At 42.8% G+C, this 24655-nt stretch carries 27 protein-coding genes; 23 read left to right on the top strand and 4 right to left on the bottom strand.

Features of this window, described 5'->3' with window-relative positions; genetic code table 11:
- Positions 1 to 269 precede the first annotated feature (269 nt).
- A complete protein-coding gene (locus BOD01S_RS10225) occupies positions 270 to 836 on the top strand; it encodes a peroxiredoxin family protein (protein ID WP_036154331.1) in 567 nt (188 codons plus the stop codon).
- A gap of 300 nt (positions 837 to 1136) precedes the next feature.
- Complete coding sequence (locus tag BOD01S_RS10220) at positions 1137 to 1337, top strand: hypothetical protein (RefSeq protein ID WP_036154333.1); 201 nt, start codon at positions 1137 to 1139, stop codon at positions 1335 to 1337.
- A 137-nt stretch (positions 1338 to 1474) separates the two neighbouring features.
- Here BOD01S_RS10220 and BOD01S_RS10215 read toward each other — a convergent pair whose 3' ends face one another.
- Positions 1475 to 1657 carry a hypothetical protein gene (locus tag BOD01S_RS10215; RefSeq protein WP_036154335.1) on the bottom strand — a complete coding sequence of 61 codons (183 nt, stop codon included), beginning with the start codon at positions 1655 to 1657 and terminating at the stop codon, positions 1475 to 1477.
- A gap of 78 nt (positions 1658 to 1735) precedes the next feature.
- Entirely contained in the window at positions 1736 to 2035 is a 300-nt protein-coding gene (locus BOD01S_RS10210) for a hypothetical protein (protein WP_036154337.1), read from the bottom strand.
- Between the two features lie 158 nt (positions 2036 to 2193).
- On the opposite strand from BOD01S_RS10210, the gene BOD01S_RS10205 reads away from it, so the two are divergent.
- Both BOD01S_RS10205 and BOD01S_RS10200 read left to right on the top strand, forming a co-directional pair.
- Positions 2194 to 2931: a hypothetical protein gene (locus tag BOD01S_RS10205; protein WP_036154339.1), complete on the top strand. Its 738-nt coding sequence runs from the start codon at positions 2194 to 2196 to the stop codon at positions 2929 to 2931.
- 355 nt (positions 2932 to 3286) lie between these two features.
- Positions 3287 to 3847: a GNAT family N-acetyltransferase gene (locus BOD01S_RS10200; RefSeq protein ID WP_036154341.1), complete on the top strand. Its 561-nt coding sequence runs from the start codon at positions 3287 to 3289 to the stop codon at positions 3845 to 3847.
- A 237-nt stretch (positions 3848 to 4084) separates the two neighbouring features.
- On the opposite strand, the gene BOD01S_RS10195 is transcribed toward BOD01S_RS10200, so the two are convergent.
- Positions 4085 to 5437: an MATE family efflux transporter gene (locus BOD01S_RS10195; RefSeq protein WP_036154343.1), complete on the bottom strand. Its 1353-nt coding sequence runs from the start codon at positions 5435 to 5437 to the stop codon at positions 4085 to 4087.
- 129 nt (positions 5438 to 5566) lie between these two features.
- On the opposite strand from BOD01S_RS10195, the gene BOD01S_RS10190 reads away from it, so the two are divergent.
- Positions 5567 to 6247 (top strand): TetR/AcrR family transcriptional regulator, encoded by a 681-nt coding sequence (locus BOD01S_RS10190; protein WP_036154345.1) that lies wholly within the window; start codon positions 5567 to 5569, stop codon positions 6245 to 6247.
- An 82-nt stretch (positions 6248 to 6329) separates the two neighbouring features.
- Here the strand turns inward: BOD01S_RS10190 and BOD01S_RS10185 are convergent, their stop codons facing one another.
- Positions 6330 to 7385 carry a CdaR family transcriptional regulator gene (locus BOD01S_RS10185; protein ID WP_036154347.1) on the bottom strand — a complete coding sequence of 352 codons (1056 nt, stop codon included), beginning with the start codon at positions 7383 to 7385 and terminating at the stop codon, positions 6330 to 6332.
- Between the two features lie 124 nt (positions 7386 to 7509).
- Between BOD01S_RS10185 and BOD01S_RS10180 the strand changes: the two genes are divergently transcribed.
- From BOD01S_RS10180 to BOD01S_RS10095, 18 genes are all read left to right on the top strand, one after another.
- Positions 7510 to 8637 carry a glycerate kinase gene (locus BOD01S_RS10180; RefSeq protein WP_036154349.1) on the top strand — a complete coding sequence of 376 codons (1128 nt, stop codon included), beginning with the start codon at positions 7510 to 7512 and terminating at the stop codon, positions 8635 to 8637.
- 13 nt (positions 8638 to 8650) lie between these two features.
- The gene (locus BOD01S_RS10175; protein ID WP_036154351.1) at positions 8651 to 9997 is read left to right on the top strand and encodes a GntP family permease; all 1347 of its coding nucleotides are present in this window, start codon (positions 8651 to 8653) and stop codon (positions 9995 to 9997) included.
- A gap of 478 nt (positions 9998 to 10475) precedes the next feature.
- Positions 10476 to 10964, top strand: coding sequence for a flavin reductase family protein (locus BOD01S_RS10170; protein ID WP_036154353.1), 489 nt, complete (start codon positions 10476 to 10478; stop codon positions 10962 to 10964).
- A gap of 3 nt (positions 10965 to 10967) precedes the next feature.
- Positions 10968 to 12446: a 4-hydroxyphenylacetate 3-hydroxylase family protein gene (locus tag BOD01S_RS10165; protein WP_036154355.1), complete on the top strand. Its 1479-nt coding sequence runs from the start codon at positions 10968 to 10970 to the stop codon at positions 12444 to 12446.
- Positions 12447 to 12470: 24 nt separating this feature from the next.
- Complete coding sequence (locus BOD01S_RS10160) at positions 12471 to 13226, top strand: IclR family transcriptional regulator (protein ID WP_036154358.1); 756 nt, start codon at positions 12471 to 12473, stop codon at positions 13224 to 13226.
- A gap of 16 nt (positions 13227 to 13242) precedes the next feature.
- The gene (locus tag BOD01S_RS10155) at positions 13243 to 13797 is read left to right on the top strand and encodes a 3-hydroxyanthranilate 3,4-dioxygenase (RefSeq protein ID WP_052124829.1); all 555 of its coding nucleotides are present in this window, start codon (positions 13243 to 13245) and stop codon (positions 13795 to 13797) included.
- Complete coding sequence (locus tag BOD01S_RS10150) at positions 13788 to 14798, top strand: amidohydrolase family protein (RefSeq protein WP_036154359.1); 1011 nt, start codon at positions 13788 to 13790, stop codon at positions 14796 to 14798. The genes BOD01S_RS10155 and BOD01S_RS10150 overlap by 10 nt, the downstream gene beginning before the upstream one ends.
- Positions 14798 to 15262, top strand: coding sequence for a RidA family protein (locus BOD01S_RS10145; RefSeq protein WP_036154361.1), 465 nt, complete (start codon positions 14798 to 14800; stop codon positions 15260 to 15262). Before BOD01S_RS10150 ends, BOD01S_RS10145 begins: the two co-directional genes overlap by 1 nt.
- Positions 15263 to 15370: 108 nt before the next feature.
- Positions 15371 to 16837 (top strand): aldehyde dehydrogenase, encoded by a 1467-nt coding sequence (locus BOD01S_RS10140; protein ID WP_036154364.1) that lies wholly within the window; start codon positions 15371 to 15373, stop codon positions 16835 to 16837.
- A 16-nt stretch (positions 16838 to 16853) separates the two neighbouring features.
- The gene (locus BOD01S_RS10135; protein WP_036154366.1) at positions 16854 to 17633 is read left to right on the top strand and encodes a 2-keto-4-pentenoate hydratase; all 780 of its coding nucleotides are present in this window, start codon (positions 16854 to 16856) and stop codon (positions 17631 to 17633) included.
- A gap of 11 nt (positions 17634 to 17644) precedes the next feature.
- The gene (locus BOD01S_RS10130) at positions 17645 to 18532 is read left to right on the top strand and encodes an acetaldehyde dehydrogenase (acetylating) (protein ID WP_036154367.1); all 888 of its coding nucleotides are present in this window, start codon (positions 17645 to 17647) and stop codon (positions 18530 to 18532) included.
- Complete coding sequence (gene dmpG, locus BOD01S_RS10125) at positions 18529 to 19542, top strand: 4-hydroxy-2-oxovalerate aldolase (RefSeq protein ID WP_088321745.1); 1014 nt, start codon at positions 18529 to 18531, stop codon at positions 19540 to 19542. Before BOD01S_RS10130 ends, dmpG begins: the two co-directional genes overlap by 4 nt.
- The gene (locus BOD01S_RS10120) at positions 19542 to 20315 is read left to right on the top strand and encodes a 2-keto-4-pentenoate hydratase (RefSeq protein WP_036154371.1); all 774 of its coding nucleotides are present in this window, start codon (positions 19542 to 19544) and stop codon (positions 20313 to 20315) included. Before dmpG ends, BOD01S_RS10120 begins: the two co-directional genes overlap by 1 nt.
- Positions 20316 to 20327: 12 nt before the next feature.
- Positions 20328 to 20543: a 4-oxalocrotonate tautomerase gene (locus BOD01S_RS10115; RefSeq protein ID WP_036154373.1), complete on the top strand. Its 216-nt coding sequence runs from the start codon at positions 20328 to 20330 to the stop codon at positions 20541 to 20543.
- Positions 20540 to 21586 carry a TRAP transporter substrate-binding protein gene (locus tag BOD01S_RS10110; RefSeq protein WP_036154375.1) on the top strand — a complete coding sequence of 349 codons (1047 nt, stop codon included), beginning with the start codon at positions 20540 to 20542 and terminating at the stop codon, positions 21584 to 21586. Before BOD01S_RS10115 ends, BOD01S_RS10110 begins: the two co-directional genes overlap by 4 nt.
- Before the next feature lie 27 nt (positions 21587 to 21613).
- Positions 21614 to 22120, top strand: coding sequence for a TRAP transporter small permease (locus BOD01S_RS10105; protein ID WP_036154377.1), 507 nt, complete (start codon positions 21614 to 21616; stop codon positions 22118 to 22120).
- Positions 22117 to 23397: a TRAP transporter large permease gene (locus BOD01S_RS10100; RefSeq protein WP_036154379.1), complete on the top strand. Its 1281-nt coding sequence runs from the start codon at positions 22117 to 22119 to the stop codon at positions 23395 to 23397. Before BOD01S_RS10105 ends, BOD01S_RS10100 begins: the two co-directional genes overlap by 4 nt.
- Before the next feature lies 1 nt (position 23398).
- Positions 23399 to 24604 (top strand): MFS transporter, encoded by a 1206-nt coding sequence (locus BOD01S_RS10095; RefSeq protein WP_052124830.1) that lies wholly within the window; start codon positions 23399 to 23401, stop codon positions 24602 to 24604.
- The last annotated feature ends 51 nt before the right edge of the window (positions 24605 to 24655 follow it).

The following is a 24655-nucleotide window of genomic DNA, read 5'->3' as shown; positions in this document are numbered from 1 at the left end:
GGAATTTTGTAATTATCATGCCGGAGAAGCTAAATAGAATAAGAAGAAGTACGTGTTGAAATGGAACGCTTTTCGTGAGGAGTAGGTACTGAAAAATTTAACAAGTTAATACATTATATTAACAAACGTTTAAAACGATATCGTAAATCGTTTTTATTGACGATTTGCCCCCATGTGTATGTGATAAAGGATAGAAATTTGTAGTAATTGCGAGAAGCTTTGATAAGCCGAGGCTGTTTCATAGGAAAAGCACTAGAAGGGGGACGGAAGTGCGGAAAAATATGATAGGGGCAGCTATTGTAGCTGTATTGGTTGTTATTTTCTTTGTCAACCTATCAGGAGATAAAATGGCAGTAGAGGTGAAAAAGGATAAGGGGAATGAGCAGCAATCAGCTGTTCAGAAAGGGCAGGCGACAGAAGCAGCTGATTTTACGTTGAAATCTTTAACAGGAGAAGAAGTAACGCTGTCATCATTAAGAGGGAAAATCGTCATTGTAAATTTATGGGCTACCTGGTGTCCGCCCTGCCGTCAGGAAATGCCGCATATGCAAAAATTTTATGAAAAACATCAGGAAGAAGTCGAGATTTTGGCAGTGAATTTAACTTCCGAAGATTATGGAACGGAAAAAGTAGCGGAATTTGTATCGGAATTCGGTCTGACATTTCCTGTCCTCCTTGACCAAACAGGAGAAATCGGGAAGCTATACGAAGTATATACAATCCCTACAAGCTATATCATCGATAAAGAGGGTATGATTTTCCAGAAGATCATCGGCCCGATGGATGAAGAATATATGGAGCAGCTAATTACAGCATTAAATGAAACGGAAAAGTAAGTTCAATATACAATGGAAAACGGTAAAGTTTTTCTTCTCCGCTATATTACCATTTTATAAACCAGCTCTTATCCGGAGCAAATAAATAATCGGTTACTTTCCCGCCCGGTAATATGCCAGGCGGGCGTTTTTATATTAGCAGCGCTTTTTTTTAGGAAAATAAGCGGTTTACATGGAAGTCTCCAAGTGATGGTCGAAAGGAAGCGGTGTATAAAGAATGGCGAAAATGAACAAATTTCAAGCAAGTATCCTTTTTTACTAACAAAGCAAAAAGGGTGAAATATGAGGGGAGGAGTAAGGTTGGACTTTCTAATAGGTAAGCTTGAAGAAGATATAGAATATTTATATTCACAAGGTAAGCGGGTCGATATGATCAAAATGAATCCCGAAATATACGAGCATTTTATCCAGTCAAGGCAAGACGTTCCTAACATGGATATTCCCGTCGAAGCAGATGAAAACGTGGAAAAATACGAACTTGTTTATAGCGTCATTCAATAAGGGGAAATATGAAAATTTATACAGCGTCCACAGCATCACTAAAAATATTGGCAGCTCATTAGATCAAGCAGCACTCCTGATTATTCCTAAAAGGGAGTGCTGCTTTTATCTTTTTTGTAAACTGAATAAGTGAACACTCAATCTTCCTTCCTGCTTAAATAAAAACGTGCATTAGCAAAAAAGGCTGTTCCTAAAAGGAAGAGCATCACGGTAATCCAACTAGCGATGGCAGAATATTCACCGTCTAAAATAAATTCACTGCTTAAATTAACAAATACCATTATAGACATTACTACATATAAACCCTTTAGAAATTTCACCTGTTTACCTCCCGAAATATGCGAAAACCTATACGCCTATTTAGATTCCGTACTGTTCACTACGATAGTAAAACCGCCTTACGTGTTTTGTATCTGATTCTTGCTGGGCTTCTCTTTTCCAATAATCTGTTTCTGAATGACGATATTGACTAACGCCTGGATTGTCATGGCGAGCACCAGGAAGATAAGGTGTGTGTTACCGGAGATAAATAAGGAAATAAAGTAAAAGAGCGGTGCTGCTGAAAAGTAAGAAATAAATTGGTTTTTTGTCCATAGAAAAATGATAGTCGAAAGACAAATTGTTACTAATAGAATTTCACTTATCATTCCCAGTGTACCGCTGTCCAAGTAATGGACAAGATCGTATACATAAAACATAGTACTTTCTCCTTTCTAAAACTAATAAGTTATTGAAACTGTAACATATTTACATTTATAGTGAAAGAGAGCTATTTTCCTATCTCCTAGATTACACTCACCCGTTATTCGTATGAGCGTGTTAAAATGGAAAAAAACGTATAAGGATGGATAAAAAGATGAACATTCCGGAGCAATTTATCAAGCCGTTTCCTTCATATGAAGAGGTGTTTTACGATGAGCTGGAGCAGCATAAAAAGTATTTCCTGCCGATTTGCTCTATCAATCTGCAGTGTGTTGATCCTGAGTGGGATGAGTGGCTGCATATTGTATCAGTAAAGGAAATCCATGACGGCTGTGTCGGCGAAAATACAAAGGAGTTCCATACACGCTTCACGACAGAAGATACGCTAGGCTTCAATATTATTGATGGTAAATATCAATTTGAGGCAGGGTGGGATTACTTTGAGGCTGAAACGGATGGAGTACTGGAGGACGTATATTTACAGAACGAAACAGATTATGAAGCAAGGAAACAATTTTTCCTTCGCCATGGAAAAATCTACCCTTATTCCAGTTTCGGAAGAGGCTTTGAATCAGCAGAAGCATTGGAACAGGATTTTAACGATAAGCAGGCAGCAGGCTGGGGCTTAGAATACCCTATGGTAAACGGGATATTAGATGATGTGCGGTTTATAACTGAGGAAGGTCAGGTGCTGCTGGAAGACTACGAAAGTGAAGCGGATGCTTTTGACTACACAAACCTGCTGTACGTGCCAAAGGATGAAAATGGTGCTGTGTTTACATATATCGGATTTGCGACAGGCTATTATTTTCAAGCCTGTGGGGCAGACCGGATCTATCTGTTCTTCAATAAGGAACTGAAAAAAGCAGTCATTTGCCTTGAGTATACGTGAGGGGGAAGGCTGAAAATAGTAAGAGCCGGTGGGGCTTTTGCTGTTTTTTATAAAGAGAAGCTATTTGATTCCATATAGTACCGAAACCTTTAATAGTCAAGCTGCTAGAATTTTAGGCATGCTCTGACTAGCTGTCATTTCTGAATTAAACATGATAAGGACGATACTATGGGCAGTAGAATGACTGATGAAAGCTGTCTATTTTCAATCGAAATAATTCCGTGATAGGTCTTACAAATGAATAAAAGCGGATGTTATAAAATGAACGGCAGAGAGTCTTATGACACTTAGAACAGTCCATACCAATAAAACAGGCTAGGTAGTTAGGAAAAACAAAGACAGAGGGGATAACATATTGAAAGAGGGAAAATTTGAATATGTTTCAGAGACAGAAAGATTAGTAGTAAGACCGTTAAGAAAAGACGACTATGAAAATTGGTTAAATGAATTTGAAAGCCGTTATCCATCTCAAAATCGCCATGATCAAGGAAAGATGGATATGAGTGAATGTACAATGGAGTGGTTTCATAATCTCGTAGATAAACATCAAGAGTTAGCACTCACAGATACTGCACATGTATTTGGTGTGTTTAGAAAAGAGGATGGTATACATCTGGGGATGGTTGATTTTTCAACCTTAGCAAGAGATGATTTCCAATGGGGGCGTATAGGGTATACCATTCATAATCAGCATTGGAAAGAAGGTTATGGTAAAGAAGCCGTACAAGAGGCTCTAAATATTGCTTTTCAATATTTAAAATTTCACCGTATAGAAGCCCATATTAACCTTGATAATACACCTTCTATGAAATTAGCTGAAAGTGTAGGCATGAAATTTGAATGTATCCGCAAAGGCTTTATATACGAAGATGATGAATGGACCGATCATGCAGTTTATTACAAGAACTCAAAGTAATGTTTTTTCGGTCCAAGGGAAATTTGATTAAATAAGTGGACTCCAAAAAGGAGTTCACTATTTTTATTTATAAGACACGTTATTGTTTTTATATCTCTTACGAGGTTTCGTTATTCATTTCCAAAATAAGTTGAGCTGTTAAAATACCTCGATGTTTTTTCCTCCATGAGCTTTAAATGTGTTCTATAGAGCAAGAAGCGAAGGGGCTTCTCCTACCGCTTTTTTTGTGAGTCATATCTACTGTACTAAACTATCCAGTTCCGGCTGCAATTTGTTCCGCAGAATATACAGCATAATGCCCCCAACAATGAATGCCACAGTATCTGCAATGACAAGGGACCAGATCACCCCGTGGAAGCCGTGCATATGGTTGGCGATAAATAGTATGGGAATCAGAGTAATACCTTGAATAATTGACATAATAAACGCGGCGGTTCCTTGAGCTGTTGCTTGAAAGATTCCAGTAAACAATGTGGTCATGCCTGAAACGAATAAGGATAGGAACGTTACATGCAGAATGTAACTCCCCATTTCAATTAATTGCGGTTCATTCGTAAATAAACCAATTAAGTGATCGGAAATCAGATAGACAATAACGCCAAATACGCAGGCTAACGTCACAATCGCTTTGATTGTAAATCCGATAGTATGCTTCATACGTGTTTTATCTGCTGTAAAAGAAAAGGCAATGAGCGGTACTACTCCTTCGCATAAGCCCATCAGAATAAACTCAGGAAATTGCAGTAAACGGGAGGATATTCCAAAAGCAGCTACTGCCTGATCCCCGTACTCGACAAGAAAGTGGTTTAAGATGAGCGACATTGCACCCAAAAAGATACTCATAATAAAGACGGGAACTCCAATTTTGAATACATTGGCTAGAATGTCTTTGTTAGTCTTGAACCATTTTGCGGAAACGGTTAAAAATTGGCTTTTATATCCTATATGGAAAGCGAAGAATGCACTCGCAGCCACGTTTGAAATTACCGTAGCAGACGCAACCCCGGTCACGCCCCAATGGAAGACGAAGATGACTAGCGCATCTAGAAGAATATTCACGGCCACGCTGAGAATCATACCGATCATCGATGTGATTGCTGCCCCTTCTGAGCGCACGATATTTTCCAGTGTGAAGAACAATATGACAAATGGCGAGCCTATAAGCATAATTGTGACATAGTCCTTCGTAAATTCGAAGGAGTCAGGCGTTGCTCCTAGGCTATGAACGATTGGATCGATTAATGGGAGGCCGACAGCGATCACAATAAGACCGAGAACTAAGCTGCTGTAAAAGGCGAATGAAGAAACATGTTTTACTTCGCCGTATTTTTTCTCTCCTAACAAACGTGAGATAAATGTACCACTCCCCATGCCAATCAAATTTCCCAGTGCCATAATGATCGCAAATAACGGCAGGGTTAATGCGAGCGCGGTTAACATGGCAGTACTGTGGAGCGTACCAAGAAAATAGGCATTCAAGATGGAATATATGACACTCATTGATGTGCCTAGCATCATCGGTACAGCAAAATGGGCTACAGCTTTTGCGACCGGTGCTTTTTCAAAATAATAGAGATTTTCTGCATCCATGTGGATCACTTCTTTCTTTTGAATAAATACCTAACAGTGTTAGTTTGAATCTTACAGTGTTAGATGTTATCATGAACCTATGGGTCTGTAAAGCATAAACTTACAGTGTTAGATGGATGGGGGATACCAATGAAAAAACAGCAGCCTCAGATTTCGGAGGATAAGATTTTAGAAGCCTCATGGGAACTTCTTGGAGAAGGCGGCATCGAGAAATTCAGCATGAGACGATTAGCCGACAGACTAGGGATTCAGGCTCCCTCTTTGTATTGGTACTTCAAGAGCAAACAAAATCTCTACCAGCGTCTGGCCAATCAGGTATCGAAAGTAATATTGGAGGAATTCCAATCTGAAGGGGACTGGAAGGAGCAATTGACGGAGCTTGCAGTGACGGTACGGAGTGTGCTCAGCCGATATCCATGCTCTACGCAGATCATGATGATGACACTGCCTCACGAACCAGATATCATCCGGTTCACCAACCGTATGCTGCTATGTGTTGAATCGACACCGCTTGAGCAAGAGCAGAAAATACAAGTGATTACAACGCTTGTGAACTATGTCTATTACTTCGTTCTAGATGATTACCAACATAACCGTAATATTTCTGTTATCCTTAAGGATAAAGAAACGCCTCCAGGAGAGGAAATGATTCGCCTCCTAGACTCCATGAAGGAAACAGATGCGGGATTATTCCGGAGAATGTTCACGAACGGGCTGTTTGAAGTGATGGGGACCGACAGAGCGTTTGAGTTTGGTTTGAAGCTCATTTTGCTCGGGGTTGAGCAGGTGATTAAGGAGCAGGTGAAGTAAATGCAAAAAAGCTCATCCGGTTACCGGATGGGCTTTTACGATGGAATGCACGTGTAATAACCAGCACGAAGATACCATAACCTTAGCACTGCTTCCCCAATATAAGTGCCAGCTTTAGTACGAATGCGTCCTCAAAATGCTGGGGGTTGTAGCCGGTCAGCTTATACACTTTATTAAGGCGGTAGGTGAGGGTATGGCGGTGAATACCGAGTTTTTCCGCACATATATTTAACTGAAGATTGCATTCAAAAAATGTCAGCAGGGTTACAGTAAGTTTATCTGTCAGCCCGCGAATCTTCATAAGAAATCTCGTCACTTCCTCGCTGCTACGGTTTTTAAACAGCGTATATATCTCTACATCCTCAAAATAAGTCGTTTGCCCGAAGGAAAGAGCTGTTTTTGCTCCGTTAAATGCATAGGGCAGTACCTCCAATTCATCTACAACTGGTCCGACACCGATGGAAATCTCAAACTTTTTCTGAAGCTTCACCAGCTGCTGGATCGTTTCTTTTGCATGCTTTACAGAACGCCCGCATAAAAACAGGTAATATTCACCTAGATCAATCTGACCGAATAGCGCTTGCTGTCTATAAAGAATGTTTTCCAAATGAAGGGGCAGCGCAGAAGCATCACCTTGCTGCTTAACGAGCAGTATTTGAAAGGGTCCCTCCAACGGAAACGACAGCTTTTCAATTCGTTCCTTGAATGCCTCGTCGATAGGCGCATGATCAATTAATGCTTTAAAAATAAGATCCCCATTTTTCCGCTGCCATTCGCTTTTGCTTTCCGTCAGCACCTGGTGCACGATCATTTCTGTCGTCAGCTGCACTAAGCTGGCGATTTCCTGCAGGTCATGTGGATTCCCTGTAATCCCGATGACCCCGATAATTTTTTCGTGGAACTTGATCGGCAGGTTAATGCCGGGCTTACAGTGATAAAAATCCTTTGAAAGCGGATCATCTATCAACAACGGCATGCCCGTTTTTACTACTTGGATAGCGCCTTCGTGAATAGAATCTATGCGCTCCTTATCCCCCGAGGCCAATATGACACCATCCGTACTGATTACATTAATATTATGATGAAGCCGCATCATCGTCTGATGTACGATTTCCTCTGCTAATTTAATAGATAACATTTTATACACCTCGTACAAAAATGATTCTGTACTAATACAGTTAATTTGTACATCCATTATAATGCTTTTTCGAATAGTCTGTCATTATAATATTTGTAAGCGCTTAATCGGAAGGAGAATGAGGATGAAAATCATCATAAGTCCAGACTCTTTTAAAGGTACATTAACAGCTTTAGAAGCAGCAAAATCTATCGAACAAGGAATTAAGCAAGCATATCCAGAAGCGGAAACCGTTTTACTGCCTGTTGCAGATGGCGGAGAGGGGACAATGGAGGCCCTTGTACTTGCAACAGATGGACACTTTGTTCAAACAACGGTACTCGATCCTCTAGGGCGTGAAATAGAAGCTTCGTTTGGCGTGCTTGGCAATCAATCGACTTGTGTTATTGAAATGGCCTCTGCATCAGGTATTACACTGTTGCATAACAATGAGCGCAATCCGCGGATTGCCTCGACTTTTGGTACGGGGCAGCTCATTAAAGCAGCATTAGACCAAGGTTTTAGAGACTTTATCGTTTGTATCGGCGGAAGTGCTACAAATGATGCCGGCGTGGGGATGTTGCGGGCACTCGGCCTGCGTTTAGTAGATGAGTATGGACGTGACGTACAAAAAACGATCGATGGCTTATATGAAGTAAAAAGCCTGGATTTTTCAACTTGGGATACAAGACTGCATGATACGACTATTGCCATTGCCTGTGATGTAAATAATCCACTAGTTGGTGAAAATGGTGCGACAGCAGTATTTGGCCCACAAAAAGGTGTGAAGCCTGAGGAAATGGATTATTTTGATGAGGCATTGACACATTGGGCCAATATTGTAGAAGCAGAAAAAGGAACCCGGCTGCATGACTATCAAGGTGCCGGGGCAGCAGGTGGCATGGGGGGCGCGTTAATCGCATTCCTTAACGGAAAGTTTCATCAGGGCATTCAATTAGTACTCGATGTTATGAAGTTTTGCGAGAAAATCCAAGGTGCGGATTATATTGTAACAGGTGAAGGGAAGTCAGATCGCCAGACACTACACGGGAAAGCACCAATGGGCGTTCTGCATTGTGCCAAACAGTTTAATATACCGGTCTTATTGCTTTCGGGTTGTATTGAGAAGCAAGATAGAGAATTATTAGCACCGCACTTTCAACAGACGGTGTCAGTAGTTAATGAGTCTGTCTCTAATGACATGGCGATGAAGGAAGCAGCCCGCTGCCTGTCTCAGCGGGCATATGAAACGTTTCAACATTTAATCGGTTAAGGGGGAGAAAGGAATGTTATTTTTCATCATTTTAATAGGGGTGTTATTTGTCGTACTCGCTACGGCCAAATTAAAGCTCCATCCATTTTTAGCACTCATTATTAGTTCGTTCTTTGTCGGAATTGCGAGCGGCATGCCATTACTGGATGTCGTTACGAACATTAATACCGGTTTTGGCAGCTTAATGACGAGCATCGGGATTGTCATTGTAGCTGGAACAATGATCGGCGTCATTTTGGAGCGCTCCGGCGCGGCATACCGTATGGCGGAGGTAGTTCTCCGAATTGTTGGGCCAAAGCGTCCGCAATTAGCAATGTCCATTATCGGCTATATTGTATCGATTCCTGTGTTTTGTGACTCTGGATTTATCATTCTATCAAGCTTGCAGAAATCACTGGCAAAACGCGCGAAAGTAACAGTTGCATCTATGGGTGTAGCACTTGCAACAGGCTTATATGCAACACATGTACTTGTGCCGCCGACACCGGGGCCGATTGCAGCAGCCGGCAATATTGGTGCTGCTGATTACTTAGGGACGGTGATTTTAGTCGGACTGCTTGTGGCGATTCCGGCGACATTTGTCGGATATTTATGGGCTGTAAAGGTAGCGACAAAAATCGAAGTACCGTTAGATAAAGAAGAGGCAATGGATTATGAGGAAGTCATTAAATCCTTCGGTGAAATGCCTTCAACATTCAAATCATTTTTCCCGATTATCCTGCCGATCGTATTAATCGGTATCGGTTCGATTGCAGCATTAGTAGGTGATCCGGAATCTACATTTAATATGATTTTACGTTTCATCGGAAGCCCGATCGTGGCTCTGCTGTTAGGTGTATTTGCCGCGTTCCCATTACTGCCGAATCTAAATGAAGAAACGTTAACGGGCTGGATTGGCGATAGCTTAAAGGATGCAGCACCGATTCTGTTAATTACGGCAGCCGGTGGTTCATTCGGTACGGTAATTAAAGAAACAGGTGTAGGTGACATGTTGCAGCAAATGGATCTTGGCTCATTGGCACAAGGTTCACTGTTCCTGCTTGTGCCATTCCTGATTGCAGCTGCACTGAAAACGGCACAGGGCTCTTCCACAACAGCACTTGTTATTACATCGACATTAGTCGCACCAATGCTCGTTACTGCTGGAATTGAAGGGGCATTCCCATTGGCGTTAGTCGTGATGGCTATCGGTGCTGGAGCCATGACTGTCTCTCACGTCAACGACAGCTTCTTCTGGGTCGTGACACAGTACAGCGGCATGGAAGTAACGCAAGCCTACAAAGCACAGACAATGGCGACATTGCTTCAAGGGGTAACAACAATTGCTGTTTCAATGATTTTATGGGTATTGTTTGTATAGGGCAGGAGATTAATAGATAAGATAAGAAAGCATACCTGCAGAACGGGGCGGTATGCTTTTTATTTAGGCAAAGTAGGATGTCAAAGTGTTTTATTACTAATCCATAAAAGCCGGAGATATTGATCAGGAGTTGAGCTCCAGGTCAATATCCTTTTTTTATCCCCAAAAAGAGACATATTTAGAGTGATAGCCGATCTTTGAAATGCACTGTTTAGAGGTTTTTTATGTATGGAAACAGAGATGCGTGTTTAAGCAAAGGACATTGTGCATGATAGGAAAAACGGTTGAGAAAATAATAATATATAGCAAAGTAATATAAGACAGAATATACAGAAAACAATAAGTAAGCGATTACAAACAGAATTTTAATGTTAAAATTGAGAAAAAATAGGCAGATTTCACATTGTGAAATTTCGACGGTTACGGAAAAAGAGCAGAATGATATTATGCGAGTAATAAGAAGGAAGGAGGTATTTGTATGGATAGTAAATTACTAAGGCAAGCCTTTGGGAAGTTTCCAACAGGTGTAACTGTTGTTACGTGGTTCGATGAAGAGGATATTAACGGAATTACGGTAAACTCTTTTACATCTGTTTCCCTGGACCCGCCGCTTGTACTTGTCTCAATCGATAAGACAACTAATTCCTATACGCAAATGCAAAATAAAAATTTCACCATCAATGTCCTGACTGCAGATCAAGAAGCCATCGCCTGGCAGTTTGCGGGACGGCAGCAAGAAGGGCTGAATATTGAGTGGAATAGGGAAGGCGATTCCCCTGTCATTCAAGGGGCAGGAGCCTATTTCAAATGTAAACCTTGGCAAACGTATGATGCCGGAGATCATGTTCTATTTATAGGCGAGATTACAGAGTTCGATCGCCAGGATACTGATTCTTTAACCTTCTTCGAGGGGAAAATGGGCTCCACAAAGAACTATGTAAATCTTGCAGCTATAAAAGGAGTGTAGCATATGGGAATTCGCACAGGAGATCAATATATCGAGGCACTAAAATCGAGAAAGCCGGAAGTTTGGCTTAATGGTAAGTTAGTCGAAAGCATTTTCGATGAACCCTATTTTCAACAACCAATCTTGGAAATTGCTAGATTATATGATATGCAGCATGACCCGGCCTATCAGGAAGATTTAACCGTTATTTGCGAAGAAACCGGCGAACGTATGGCTGCCTCTTTTTTACCGCCCCGCTCATACGAAGATATTATGAAGCGCAGCAAAGCATTTGAGGTAGTAGCACGTCAAACATATGGTTTGATGGGACGCACACCGGACTTTTTAAATACAGTGGTAACATCCCTTGCACAAAATTCTTGGTTTTTAAGTAAATACAATAAAGACTGGGCAGCAAATATCGAAAGCTATTACAGGCATCTGCGTGATAATGATTTATTTTTAACCCACGCTATTGTAAATCCTCAAAACGACCGTAGTAAAACATCCCATGAACAATCAGACAAATTTACACACTTAGGTGCAGTAGAGGAACGTCCTGAAGGACTTGTAGTACGAGGGGCAAAAATGCTTGCTACACTAGCAGCACTGACAGATGAAGTGATTATCTATTCCTTCCCTGGCTTTGCACCTGGTGATGAAAGATATGCACTCGCTTTTGCGATTCCGATCGATACAAAAGGGCTGAAAATTATTTGCCGAGAGCCTGTGCAGGATGGCACACGTTCCACATTTGATCATCCATTAGCATCACGTTATGAAGAAATGGATGCACTGCTTATATTTGAAGATGTCGTTGTTCCTTGGGATAAAGTGTTCTTATATAACAATGTGGAAGCAGCAAATTTACTCTATCCGATGACAGGTATTGCAGAGCAGCCGGCACACCAATCAAGTGTACGTGGTTATATTAAACTCGCATTTGCAGTGGAGGTTGCTTGTAAAGTAGCTGATTCCATAGGTGTTGACCAGTACTTGAATGTCCAGCGCGATTTAGGGGAGCTTGTCCAATCGGTAGAAGTGATTCGGGCACTGCTACGAACGGCAGAGCGTGAATATACAATGACGGAGCGGGGAGAGGCACGTTTAAATCCCGATGCATTAGAAACAATTCGCGGTATGATGCCGGAAATGTATCCGCGTGCAGTGGAAGTGATGCAGACAATCGGGGCGGGCGGATTATTGATGATGCCGACAGAAGCGGACTTCCTAAATCCTGAGCTGCGTCCGAGTATTGACCGCCATTATGGAGGACGTGAGGGAGTTGATGCAGAGCTGCGTATGAAAATTTTCAAACTCGCCTGGGATTTGTGCGGTGAAGCATTCGGTATGCGTGCATTACAATATGAACGCTATTATACAGGCGACCCAATCAGAAAACGTGCAATCTTCTACAATAAATTCAAAAAGCAGCATAATTTTGATCTTGTGAATTCAATTTTGGCGAAAGAAAACTGTTTAAAAGAGCCCCAAACAAACTAAAAAACATATACGGAGGTAATAGGAATGATTTCTTCTGTTAGTAAAATGGCACAAATAATTGATTTATTTTCTGCGGGTGAATCATCTTTGTCCAATAAACAAATTGCAGAAAAATTAAATATTCCTATTAGCTCGGTGCATCATTTCTTGAAAACGATGTGCAAAGAAAATATTTTGATGCAGGATAGAGACCGGAAATACCGTTTAGGCTGGCGAATTTTAGAGTGGAGCAACAAAGTCATGTATCACCAGGATATCAATACCGAGGTTGCTCCGATTGTTGCAAAGCTGGTGAACCGTTTTAAAGGGAGTGTACATGTAGGTATGTTCGATCAGGGGGAAGTTCGCTTTATATTCAAGGCCATATCCCCGCATTCTGATGTCATCCCGACTTATATAGGTATGACAAGGTTTCCAGCACATGCAACGAGCATTGGAAAAGTGCTGCTTGCTTATAATCCTTCCTTTTTGCCGGCCGTGGCACAAAAAGGGATGCCTGCCTACACGGAAAATACAATTACAGACATGGATGTCTTGAAAAAAGAGTTATTAATTATCCGCCAGCAGGGCTATGCCATAAGTAATTGCGAAAATGAGACGGATACGTTCGGTATTGCAGCGCCAATTAAAAGCTACAATGGTCAAGTTGTAGCTGCCCTCAATTTTGTGAGCGACGTAAATTATTTCAAGGGCAGCAACTACCAGAGTATTTTAAATGAAGTAATCCGGTCGGCACAAAATGTATCGCGTGAGATTGGATATATTACCATTAATTATTAAACTGGGAGGTATTACGATGAGTAATTCAATCGAAATTAGCAAGATGCAGGCACGTTCGCAAAATATTTGGAAAATCATCGAGGATAATAAGGACTTATTAAAACCACCTGTAAATAATAAAGCGCTATGGGAAGATTCACAGTTCCTTGTGATGCTTGTAGGGGGACCGAATGCACGGCGCGAGTTCCATGTCAGTCCATCAGATGAAATATTCTATCAAGTAAAAGGCTCCTGCTATGTAGAAATTATTAATGATGAAAATAAAAGAGAAGTAATTGAAGTAAAAGAAGGCGAGATGTTTGTATTACCGGGCAATGTCCCACATTCACCACATCGCGTGGCAGATACGTACGGAATTGTAATTGAGTATAAGCGAAAAGCAGGAGAGTTAGAGGATCTGGTCTGGTTATGCGATCAATGTGACCATGAGCTGCACCGCGCTACATTGCAAGTAACGAACATCGGCCAGCAGATTGCAGAAGGTATCGCACATTTTAATGCGACAGAGGAATTGCGTACATGTGATAAATGCGGCCATGTCATGCCGGAAACAGTAGAGGAATGGAAATGAGAGTAGATTTCCATACTCATATATACCCTCTTGAATTACCTGATTTTTCTGAAAAGTATGACAATAAAAAATGGCCTGTATTGCAGCAAAAATGTTCTTGCGGTGCGGATATTATGGTGAGCGGAAAAGTATTCCGTGAAGTTACTGATCAAGTATGGGACCCAAAAAAGCGGATTGAGGATATGAAAAAAGAAGGCGTGGATATGCAGGTGATTTCACCGGTTCCCGTTACATTTTCATACTGGGCGCCGGTAGAGCAGGCACTGGAGCTGGCCCAGTTCCAAAATGATTTCATAGCCGGCACCGTAAATGAATATCCTGATTATTTTATCGGGCTGGGAACGGTCCCTATGCAAGATGCAGATGCAGCAATTGAAGAGATGCGCCGCTGTAAGGAGCTGGGGTTGGCGGGCATTGAAATTGGAACGAATGTAAATGGCGAGAATTTAGATGCCGCCTATTTACTGCCTTTCTTCAAGGCAGCTGAAGAGCTGGAAATGCCGTTATTTATTCATCCTTGGGAAACGATGGCGCAGGACCGCACACCTCGTCATAACTTTTTGTACACGATTGGTATGCCGAGCGAAACAGCCTTGGCCGGTGCAAGCCTGATTTGGAGCGGCATAATGGAAAAATGCCCAAATCTTAAAGTTTGTCTTGCCCACGGCGGCGGATCGTTTCCGTATATTTTGCCCCGGCTGGATCAGGGCTGGGAAGTATGGCCACATCTTCGCTTAACAGAGCATCCTCCTAGTCATTATGCAAAGAATTTCTATTTTGATTCGCTAGTTTACGATAAAGATAATTTAGCATTCTTAATCGAAAGATTCGGCCATGACAAGATTATTATGGGATCGGATTATCCATTCTTGTTAAGAGAAATTGATCCCGGAAAAGTGATAGATGACTCCCCGGATCTTCCGTCAGAAGTGAAAAAAGCGATTTTGGGAGAGAATGCCCTGCAATTTTTAAACTATCAAAAGAGTGGTGTTGGAAAATAATGTTCAGTCAAACTCAATCTCCAGAAGAGCGGCTGCGGAATTTAGGAGTTGAAATTGCAGCACCCCGTCAAGCGGTAGGCAATTATGTCAGCTGTGTCCGGACAGGTAATTTAATTTTTACGTCCGGCCAGGGGGTCGATCAATACCACGGCAAATTAGGCGAAAATTTAACCGTAGAAGACGGATATGCTGCAAGTCGACAATCCATGATTAATTTACTGACAGTGCTTAAGCATGAATTAGGTGAACTTTCGAAAATAAAGCGTGTTGTCAAAATTTTAGGCATGGTAAATTCCGCCCCGCATTTTACAGAACAGCCAAAAGTAATGAACGGTGCGTCGGACCTATTGGTTGAGGTATTGGGCGAAAAAGGAAAACACGCTCGCTCGGCTGTCGGGCTTGCCCAATTGCCGAATAATACAGCAATTGAAATCGAAATGATTGTGGAAGTGGAAGAAGAATAACCTGTAGAGCAGCTTTAAGGAAGTGAATAGTTTCATTTTCTCGGAAGCTGCTATCTTTATTTATTCAGGAAAAGCGAGGTGAATTCTACACGTTCGTGTAGGAAGAAAATGCAGCAGTTACAAAAAGCGGTTAAAGGAATCGATTGTCAAAATTTTATTAATGGTCAATATATCGAAGCGCCGGAAGAAAGAAAGTTTTTGAACATCAATCCGGCTACTGAGGAAGTAATTGGATGGGTAGCGGAAGCAACACAGCAAGAGGTAGACCAGGCAGTGAAAGCAGCCAAAGCGGCTTTAAAGGGTGAATGGTCACAGTATACGGTGAAGCAGCGCTCGCAAATCATTCGTAAAATTGGCGATCTCATTTTGGAAAATGTGGAGGAGTTAGCGGCGCTTGAGGCTTTAGATACAGGAAAGCCCTACGAATTGGCACTTGAAATGGATATTAAAAGAGCTGCCCATAATTTTCATTTTTTCGCGGACTACGTCACTTCCCTGGGAAATGAAGCGTATCATCAGGACAATATTGCCTTGCATTATTCTATTACCCGTCCTGTAGGGGTTGTCGCCATGATTAACCCGTGGAATCTGCCGTTATTGTTATTAACATGGAAGCTGGCACCGTGTTTAGCGGCAGGAAGTACCGCTGTCATGAAGCCGGCCGAACTGACGCCGATGACGGCAACGAAGCTGGCGGCGCTCTGTAAAGAGGCGGGCGTACCGGATGGTGTAGTGAATGTAGTGCACGGATTTGGAAGTGATTCCGCCGGGGCATTTTTATCCGAACATCCTCAGGTGGATGCTATTACATTTACGGGGGAGACACGGACAGGAACGGTCATTATGAAGGCGGCAGCACCTACATTAAAGAAAGTGTCCTTTGAATTGGGCGGTAAAAATCCTAGTATCATTTTTGCGGACTCTGATATTGACGAAGTTGTGGAAACAACGCTTCATTCAAGCTTCCGCAACCAGGGGCAGGTCTGTCTATGCGCGTCTAGAATCTATGTTGAACGATCGATAATGGATATATTTTTAGATCGATTCACCGCACGTACGAAAGAGTTAGTAATAGGTGATCCATTTGATTCGAATACAAATATCGGGTCTGTCGTCGGAAAAGAGCATTATGAAAAAGTGATGCATTATATTGATATTGCAAAAGAAGAGGGCGGCACTATTTTAACAGGCGGCAAGCGTCCGGATCATTTAGAAAAAGGCTATTTTATTGAGCCGACCATTATTGTCGGGCTGCCGGAGGATTCCCGCTGTATCAAAGAGGAAATTTTCGGCCCGGTAGTGACGGTCATGCCGTTTGATACAGAAGAAGAAGTGATTGCGTATGCAAATGATACAACATACGGGCTGGGTGCTACGATCTGGACAAATGATTTACGCCGGGCGCACCGTGTCGCCGGGCAAATCGAAGCCGGCATTGTCTGGGTGAATACATGGTATTTACGCGATTTACGCACACCATTCGGCGGTATGAAGCATAGCGGTATTGGACGCGAGGGAGGGGCCCACAGCTTTGAATTTTACTGTGAGCTATCAAATGTAACTATTAAATTATAAAGTCTGGGTGATTAATATGGTCGTTAATTTAATTGAGTGGTCAGATAAATTTGTGGAAGCTGAAAAACAGCGTGAAGGAATCGAACCGTTAACAGAGCAGCTGGAACATTTCACATTAAAGGATGCGTATTCTATCCAGCTGGAGGTTATTCACAAGAAGGTAATAGCCGGAGATCAGATAACAGGCAAAAAAATCGGCCTCACATCAGAGGCAATGCAAAAGCTGCTGAAGGTAGATGAACCTGACTATGGTCACTTACTGGAATCGATGGAGCTGAAAAATAACGAGCTGGACTGCTCGGAGTGTTTAAAGCCGCGCGTTGAAGCAGAGGTAGCCTTTGTTATGAAGGAGGACTTAAAGGGGCCGAATGTTACTGCCGAGGATGTGATCAACGCAACGGATTATGTACTGGCCAGCATTGAAGTAGTAGACAGCCGAATTAAAAATTGGAATATTAAATTGCTTGATACGATTGCAGACAATGCTTCTTCTGCTAAATATGTGTTAGGTGAGAAGAAGCGGACACTCGATGAGATTGACCTGCCTGCTGTCCATATGGATTTCTATAAAAACGGCGAGTTAATAAACAGCGGGAAAGGAAGCGATGTGCTTGGAAACCCCGCTTCTTGTGTAGCTTGGCTCGTCAACAAACTGGCTGATTTCAATATCGGATTGAAAAAAGGCGAGATTGTTTTATCGGGCGCATTATCTTCAGCGCTTGATGCTGCAGAAGGTGATATTTTCGTGGCCGACTTTGGAGACACACTGGGCAAAGTGGAACTTATCTGTCGTTAACAGGAGGAACTATGAAGAAATTAAAAGTAGGCATTATTGGTTCAGGTAATATTGGTACGGATTTGATGAAGAAAGTCATGCGTTCCGAGCTATTGCACATGTCAGTCGTCATCGGGATCGACCCGGACTCTGACGGCTTAAAAAAGGCAAAAGATGCAGGTGTCCACACCATTTCCAACGGGATAGAAGGATTTTTGGAGCATCCTGAACTGGCAGATGTATTATTTGATGCCACTTCTGCCAAAGCACATACTAAACACGTCGAGCTGCTAGAGCCGCTTGGCAAAAAAATAATAGATTTAACACCGGCTGCGATAGGTCCTTTCGTTGTACCGACCGTTAATCTGGAAAGACACCTCAATGAATCTGTTGTAAATATGATTACGTGCGGCGGGCAGGCAACGATTCCCGTCATTCATGCTATCCAGCAGGTGCAAAATGTAGAATATGCAGAAATCGTCGCAACGATTGCTTCAAAAAGTGCAGGACCAGGTACACGGGCCAATATCGATGAATTTACACAAACAACAGCTAGAGCGATTGAAGAAGTAGGGGGCGCCAAAAAAGGAAAAGCGATTATTATCCTAAATCCTGCCGAGCCCCCAATGCTGATGCGGGATACTGTATCGTGCTTACTCGAAGAAGATGTTAAAGAGCCTGACCAAATGAAGACGGCTATTGAGCAGATTGTAAAGGACGTAAATTCTTATGTTCCCGGATACCGCCTGAAAATAGATCCGTTAATTGAAGGAAGAGAAGTAAAAGTCTTTTTAGAGGTAGAAGGGTTAGGAGATTATTTACCGGTTTATGCCGGGAATCTGGATATCATGACTGCCGCTGCGTTAAAAGTTGGAGAGATTATGGCTCAGCAGCTGCAGAAAAAAGAGGTAGGAATATAATGGGGAAAATTCTATTAACAGAAGTTGCCTTGCGGGACGGAAGCCATGTTGTGGGCCATCAATTTACTAAAGAGCAGGTTCGCTATGTTGTAGAGCAAGCAAGTAAAGCGGGTGTTCCCTATATTGAGGTAACACATGGCGATGGTTTGGGAGGATCTTCTTTACAATACGGTCTTTCGAAAGAATATGATATAGATCTTGTAAAAGCAGCGGTTGAAGTAGCCGGCGATTCCATTATTTCCGTATTGCTGCTGCCAGGTATCGGGACAATTGAAGATTTAAAGGAAGCCTATCAAGCAGGAGCACGCATGGTGCGGGTCGCTACACATGTAACGGAGGCTGATGTTTCGAAGCAGCATATCGAAACGGCGAAAAGCATGGGAATGGAGACAATCGGGTTTTTAATGATGTCACACAGCGCGCCGCCTGAAGTAGTGCTGGAGCAGGCAAAGCTAATGGAATCCTATGGAGCGGATGCCGTATACGTAACTGATTCGGCAGGCGCGATGCTTCTGGGAGATGTGCAAGCCCGGATCAGTCTGCTAAAAGAGCACTTATCCGTAGATATCGGCTTCCATGCACATAACAATCTATCGCTCGCTGTAGCCAATTCGTTAGCCGCAATTGAGGCGGGAGCCAATCGAATAGATGGAAGTGTGTGCTGTCTTGGTGCAGGTGCGGGCAATACACAAACAGAAGTGCTGGTAGGCGTGCTCGACCGGATGGGGATTGACACAAATATCGATTTATATAGAATGCTGGATTTGGCTGACTATGTCCGGGCCAATATTTTACCGGCACCGCAGGATATTACAAGCGGCAGCTTCATTATGGGCTATGCAGGCGTCTATTCAAGCTTTTTGCGGCATGCGGTAATTGCCAGTGAAAAGTTTGGTGTAGATTCCCGTGATATTCTGATTGAATTAGGAAAACGCAACGTCGTAGGGGGGCAGGAAGATACAATCATCGAAACAGCCCAACAAATGGCGGAGAAAAAGGTGAGTGTGTAGTGGGGAACGTATTTGAATATGTCGAACGAGTAGCAAATGCACAGATGAATAAAGAAGCGATAGAAAAAATAACGAACAGCCATCCAGCCTTAACGATAGAAGAGGCATATGAAATTCAGCGGTTAAGCATAGAGAAATCAATCTCAGCTGATAATCCGTTCATCGGTTGGAAAATGGGGCTGACAAGCAAGGCAAAGCAGCAGCAGGTTGGTGTAGACTCAACCATTTACGGACGTCTTACAGAAAACATGCTTTTGCGTACGAACGAAATTGTTGCTGCTGACTATATCCATCCGCGGGTAGAGCCGGAAATCGCCTTTACATTTAAAAAGGCGATTGCAGGTGACAATGTAACTCCCCAGCAGGTGTGGACAGCGGTGGAATATGTATATCTCGCGTTAGAGGTCATTGACAGCCGCTATGAAAACTTTTCGTTCTCATTACCCGATGTCATTGCAGATAATGCATCTTCGACAAAATTTCTATTAGGCAGCCAGCCGTATGCACCAACTACAACAAACTGGGCTGCCGTTCAAGTAAGCATGTACCAAAACGATGAGAAAAAACACGAAGGTGGCGGAGCGGCCATCCTGGATCACCCGATTCATTCTGTAATGGAACTGCTGGCCCAGCTTAGTAAAGAAGGAAGAGGCATCATGCCGGGCGACGTCGTACTGGCAGGTGCTATGACAGATGCTGTAGCTGTGAAGGCCGGTGATATGGTGACGGCTAACTATGGCCCATTAGGAATGTTGACTCTGCATGTTAAGTAAAGGTGATTCGCTATGCCAATTGTACAAATTCAACTATTAGAGGGCAGAAGCGCTGATCAGAAGCGTGAAATCATTTATGAAGTGACGGAAACATTGTCTAAAGTCGCTGATGTCCCTAAAGAACGCATTCGTGTAATTATTCAGGAAATACCTCTAGAACATTGGGGCATTAACGGAGAAACGATGGCTCAATACCGAAAAAAAATAGATAAGGGAGAGGTCAAATGAAACAGTTCTTGAAGGTTGGAAAATGGTCTTTGTTTTTACTGCTTATGCTTTTAGTAACAGCATGCAGTAGTAAAGGGACGGAAACAGGGGATTCATCAGGAGACAGTGTGAATGTGAGTGCAACAACGAACGGCGGCTATCCTGAAATGACATTGAAGCTTGCCCACATTACAGCGACAGATCATATGTGGCATCAAGCTTCGGAGAAATTTAAAGAGGAATTAGAATCAATATCAGGCGGCAAAATGAAGGTGGAAATTTTCCCGGCCAGCCAGCTTGGTTCGGAAGCTGATATGGTACAGCAGGTAGAAGCGGGGTCTGTTGATATGGCGATGATTACAGCAGCATATTTAACATCGCGTACACCTGAAATGGCAGGATGGTTTGCCCCGTATTTATTTGAGACGCTTGAAGAGGCAAATGCAGCTGCAGCTTCGGAAACAGGACAGGAAATTTTGCGGAAAGTAGAAGGGACAGGCTTAAAAGGGCTCACTTATTTATTCGCCGGTCAGCGGACAATGGTAACAAAGGATAAGAAAATTGAATCAACGAATGATTTAAAAGGGCTGAAACTGCGTGTAACACCAAGTCCCGTCCTGCAGTCCTTCTATAAAAACGCAGGGGCTGCCCCGGAATCCCTTTCATTAACAGAAGTATATTCTGCATTGCAAACAGGGGTTATTGACGGGATGGATATGGACCTTGATGCAACGATTACAAATAAATATTCAGAGATTGCCAAATACGTAGCAGTAACAAATCATATGGTATGGCCTTCTACTATTCTAACAAACGAGAAAAAATTCTCCTCCCTTTCACAAGAGGCACAGGATGCCATTACCCAAGCATGGAAAACAGCAAGTGACTTTGCTGTAAAAACACGTTCTGGACAAGAAGAGGAGTTTCGTAAGAAGCTGGAAAGCCAGGGGATGGAAGTGTACGACGTTGACGCGAGTGTCTTTGATAAGCAAATCAAAGCATTTGATAAGGAATACGGCGGACAATCAGACTTGATCAAAAAATTTATCGAAGAAAATCGGTAATAAGTAAAATGACTTGGGGGTATGGGAATGACAAAGTTAAGCAATGTCATTACTAAAGTAGAGGAAGTCATTATGGGGCTATTAATGGGGATTTTGACAATCGTTATGATTGCTGCTGTTACCTTCCGCTACTTTTTGAAAGATCCGATCCCTTGGGCAAGCGAGGTTTCCATTTACTTATTTATTTGGTTTTCGTTTATCGGCGGTAGCTGGGGCTTGAAATATGGTACACAAGCCTCGGTTACCTTTTTGGTAGATGCATTATCTGAAAATAAGCAAAGAATATTGCGCATTGTCCAAGATATCATTATGCTGCTGTTTTTATTTATTATTTTATTTTACGCTTCCAAATGGGTGATGCTGCCTTCCACGATGCTGCAAAAGTCCACCTCACTAGGTATGCCGATGTGGATTCCGTACAGTGCTGTGCCAATCGGTATTTTATTTGCGGTCATCCATATCATCGCCCGGTTGATCCGGCTGTTTCGTCATCAAAGGGATGTCCCTGGCAAAGAGGGGGATAAAGGGATATGACATTTCTTACGATCGCTTTATTCATCTTACTATTGATTATGGGGATTCCGATTTCGATGGTGCTGGGGATTATTACGGTTATTTACTTTTTGCTAAATGGCCAGGCTTTGCTGTTGGAGTCAACTCCGCTGCGCATGTTTTCGGGGCTGGAAAACTTCGGTCTATTGGCGATCCCACTGTTTATGCTAATGGGTGAAATCATGAATGAGGGCGGCATCACTACGCGCCTTGTGAACTTTGCCAAATTATTATTAGGTCATTTCCGCGGCGGGCTTGCCTATGTTACTGTTGTGGCGAACATGTTTCTTGCATCTATTTTAGGATCAGCCAATGCCCAAGCGGCTATGATGAGTAAAGTAATGGTTCCGCAAATGGAGAAGGAAGGCTATAAAAGAGAATTTGCAGGCGCTATTACACTAGCTTCATCGATCATAGCCCCTATCATTCCGCCAAGCATGATTTTTATCATTTATGGCACATTATCAAGCACATCAATTGGTGCTATGTTTATGGCTGGGATTTTACCGGGGATTCTTTATGGCATCGCCTTTATATTAATGATTGCCTATATGGGGTATAAGCAGGGCTTCCCGAAAAGCGAAAGGGCTTCGTTCCGTGAAATAGTACGGGGAACAATTAAAATGCTGCCGGCATTGCTGATCCCGCTTACTGTCGTAGTAGGAATTTTAACAGGGGTTTTTACAGCAACAGAATCCGCTGCCATTGCCTGTTTGCTGGCAATCATTGTAGGGTCTGTCATTTACCGGGAACTGGACTTTAAAAAATTCCCGAAAATGCTTATTAATACGGTTACGAATACGGCGACTGTCACATTTTTAATCATCATGGCGAATATTTTCGGCTGGATGATTGCTTTCGAGCAAATTCCGCAGCTGCTGGCAGATCTGATTTTAAACATAACGGAAAGCCCGTGGGTATTCCTTCTGCTTGTAAATGTCTTGCTGCTGATTGTAGGTATGCTGCTCGATGGTATAGCAGCGCTTGTTATTTTAGTTCCGGTGTTTATGCCGCTGGTCCAGGCACTGCAGATCGACCCTGTCCATTTTGGTGTCCTTATATGTATCAACTTAACATTAGGGTTATTGACACCGCCGGTAGGAACAGGCCTGTTCATTGTGTCTTCCATGGCAGAGGTGAAATTTGAAACACTCGTAAAAGCGGTATTTCCTTTCATTATCGTGTCGATTGTCGTATTAATGATCATCACGTATATTCCGCAGCTTGTATTATTTATACCTGATGCACTAGGATTCTAACATGGAGAAAGCTATAAATACGCGGACATTCGTCATGCTTATTATTTTCTCGCAGCTGCTGACAGCGTTTGTCGGGAGGAGTATGAACCCTTTTGCCATTTATATTGGCGACAGCCTGCAGTTGACGAATTTTCAGCTTGGCTTCCTGCCGACTGCCTTATTTCTAGGCCAGTTTCTGGCTACGCTACCGATGGGTTTTTTTGCCGATTATATCGCAACACACCGCTTACTTTTGCTGCTGATGCTGACTGTAGGGGGAGGGTTTTTCCTGTTTGCTACAGTGCAGAACACATATATAGTTGCATTGCTGTTTATTACATTGGCAGGATTGGGATACGGGGGCATGCATCCTGTCACAAACAAAATGCTCATCCAGCTGTACCCCGTCCAAAAAGTCACCTTCCCTATGGGGCTTAAACAGATGTCCATCACATTAGGTTCGGCTCTTTCAAGCATTCTATTGCTTGCGCTTGCTGAAAAAATAGGATGGCAGTGGGCTGTAAAGGGAGCGGCAATAGGCTTGATTGTGTTTGCTTTTATCGTATATAACGTGATGCGGACCTATTCGGGCGTGTTTTCAACGCTGCGTTCTACGGAGTCATCACTGCTCGAACAGTTAAAAAAGCTCTTTACCTCTAAAATGCTTTTTTTCACAACCTTTATTGCGCTGCTTTTAATGGGAATGCAGGTGACTTTTAATACTTACTTATTACTGTTTTTGAGCGGGGCAAAAGGCTGGTCCATTTATATTGCCGGCCTGGCACTGGCATTTTCGGAAATCTGCGGAGCGGCAGGAAGAGTCCTTTGGGGCATGATGAGTGATGCGTGGTTCAATGGAGACCGATGGATCGTACTTATGATCATTACAGCATGGTTTCCGATTGCCTTATGGGCGCTGTATGAAGTAAATGCGGTCTGGATTACGGTCATCATCATTGCCAGTGTCGGCTTTACATTGTCCGGCTTTAACGGGGTATGGATGAACTTGGCGGTCGAAAGTGTACCGAGGTCCATCGGCGGCTCGGCAAGCGGCTACAGTGTTACCTTTGCCTCGATAGGCGTATTCATACTTCCACCGGTTTTTGGCTATTTAACGGATATGGCCGGCTATTTGTATGGCGGCATTTTTTTGGCCGGCTCGAGTGCGCTCTGTTTGATGATCCTGTTCTGGGCTTTCATAAGCAGTAAGAGAATGGCTAATATATAAATAAAATTCAATGTTAGGGGCTGCCCGGAGAGTTTTTCCTCTCTGGACAGC

The sequence above is a fragment of the Lysinibacillus odysseyi 34hs-1 = NBRC 100172 genome (genome assembly GCF_001591965.1).
Lineage (GTDB): Bacteria > Bacillota > Bacilli > Bacillales_A > Planococcaceae > Lysinibacillus_B > Lysinibacillus_B odysseyi.
Note: the sequence above shows the minus strand (reverse complement) of the source record. Positions and strands in the feature narration are given on the sequence as shown.

What these genes read in the sequence shown, in the direction of transcription:
- BOD01S_RS10210 (WP_036154337.1), bottom strand. Translation starts at nt 2,035, where the DNA reads ATGTTTTATGTATACGATCTTGTCCATTACTTGGACAGCGGTACACTG.
- BOD01S_RS10170 (WP_036154353.1), top strand. Translation starts at nt 10,476, where the DNA reads ATGGATAGTAAATTACTAAGGCAAGCCTTTGGGAAGTTTCCAACAGGT.
- BOD01S_RS10155 (WP_052124829.1), top strand. Translation starts at nt 13,243, where the DNA reads ATGAGTAATTCAATCGAAATTAGCAAGATGCAGGCACGTTCGCAAAAT.
- BOD01S_RS10095 (WP_052124830.1), top strand. Translation starts at nt 23,399, where the DNA reads ATGGAGAAAGCTATAAATACGCGGACATTCGTCATGCTTATTATTTTC.
- BOD01S_RS10160 (WP_036154358.1), top strand. Translation starts at nt 12,471, where the DNA reads ATGATTTCTTCTGTTAGTAAAATGGCACAAATAATTGATTTATTTTCT.
- BOD01S_RS10190 (WP_036154345.1), top strand. Translation starts at nt 5,567, where the DNA reads ATGAAAAAACAGCAGCCTCAGATTTCGGAGGATAAGATTTTAGAAGCC.
- BOD01S_RS10165 (WP_036154355.1), top strand. Translation starts at nt 10,968, where the DNA reads ATGGGAATTCGCACAGGAGATCAATATATCGAGGCACTAAAATCGAGA.
- BOD01S_RS10105 (WP_036154377.1), top strand. Translation starts at nt 21,614, where the DNA reads ATGACAAAGTTAAGCAATGTCATTACTAAAGTAGAGGAAGTCATTATG.
- BOD01S_RS10100 (WP_036154379.1), top strand. Translation starts at nt 22,117, where the DNA reads ATGACATTTCTTACGATCGCTTTATTCATCTTACTATTGATTATGGGG.
- BOD01S_RS10150 (WP_036154359.1), top strand. Translation starts at nt 13,788, where the DNA reads ATGGAAATGAGAGTAGATTTCCATACTCATATATACCCTCTTGAATTA.
- BOD01S_RS10180 (WP_036154349.1), top strand. Translation starts at nt 7,510, where the DNA reads ATGAAAATCATCATAAGTCCAGACTCTTTTAAAGGTACATTAACAGCT.
- BOD01S_RS10205 (WP_036154339.1), top strand. Translation starts at nt 2,194, where the DNA reads ATGAACATTCCGGAGCAATTTATCAAGCCGTTTCCTTCATATGAAGAG.
- BOD01S_RS10115 (WP_036154373.1), top strand. Translation starts at nt 20,328, where the DNA reads ATGCCAATTGTACAAATTCAACTATTAGAGGGCAGAAGCGCTGATCAG.
- BOD01S_RS10195 (WP_036154343.1), bottom strand. Translation starts at nt 5,437, where the DNA reads ATGGATGCAGAAAATCTCTATTATTTTGAAAAAGCACCGGTCGCAAAA.
- BOD01S_RS10175 (WP_036154351.1), top strand. Translation starts at nt 8,651, where the DNA reads ATGTTATTTTTCATCATTTTAATAGGGGTGTTATTTGTCGTACTCGCT.
- BOD01S_RS10130 (WP_036154367.1), top strand. Translation starts at nt 17,645, where the DNA reads ATGAAGAAATTAAAAGTAGGCATTATTGGTTCAGGTAATATTGGTACG.
- BOD01S_RS10145 (WP_036154361.1), top strand. Translation starts at nt 14,798, where the DNA reads ATGTTCAGTCAAACTCAATCTCCAGAAGAGCGGCTGCGGAATTTAGGA.
- BOD01S_RS10135 (WP_036154366.1), top strand. Translation starts at nt 16,854, where the DNA reads ATGGTCGTTAATTTAATTGAGTGGTCAGATAAATTTGTGGAAGCTGAA.
- BOD01S_RS10140 (WP_036154364.1), top strand. Translation starts at nt 15,371, where the DNA reads ATGCAGCAGTTACAAAAAGCGGTTAAAGGAATCGATTGTCAAAATTTT.
- BOD01S_RS10185 (WP_036154347.1), bottom strand. Translation starts at nt 7,385, where the DNA reads ATGTTATCTATTAAATTAGCAGAGGAAATCGTACATCAGACGATGATG.
- BOD01S_RS10110 (WP_036154375.1), top strand. Translation starts at nt 20,540, where the DNA reads ATGAAACAGTTCTTGAAGGTTGGAAAATGGTCTTTGTTTTTACTGCTT.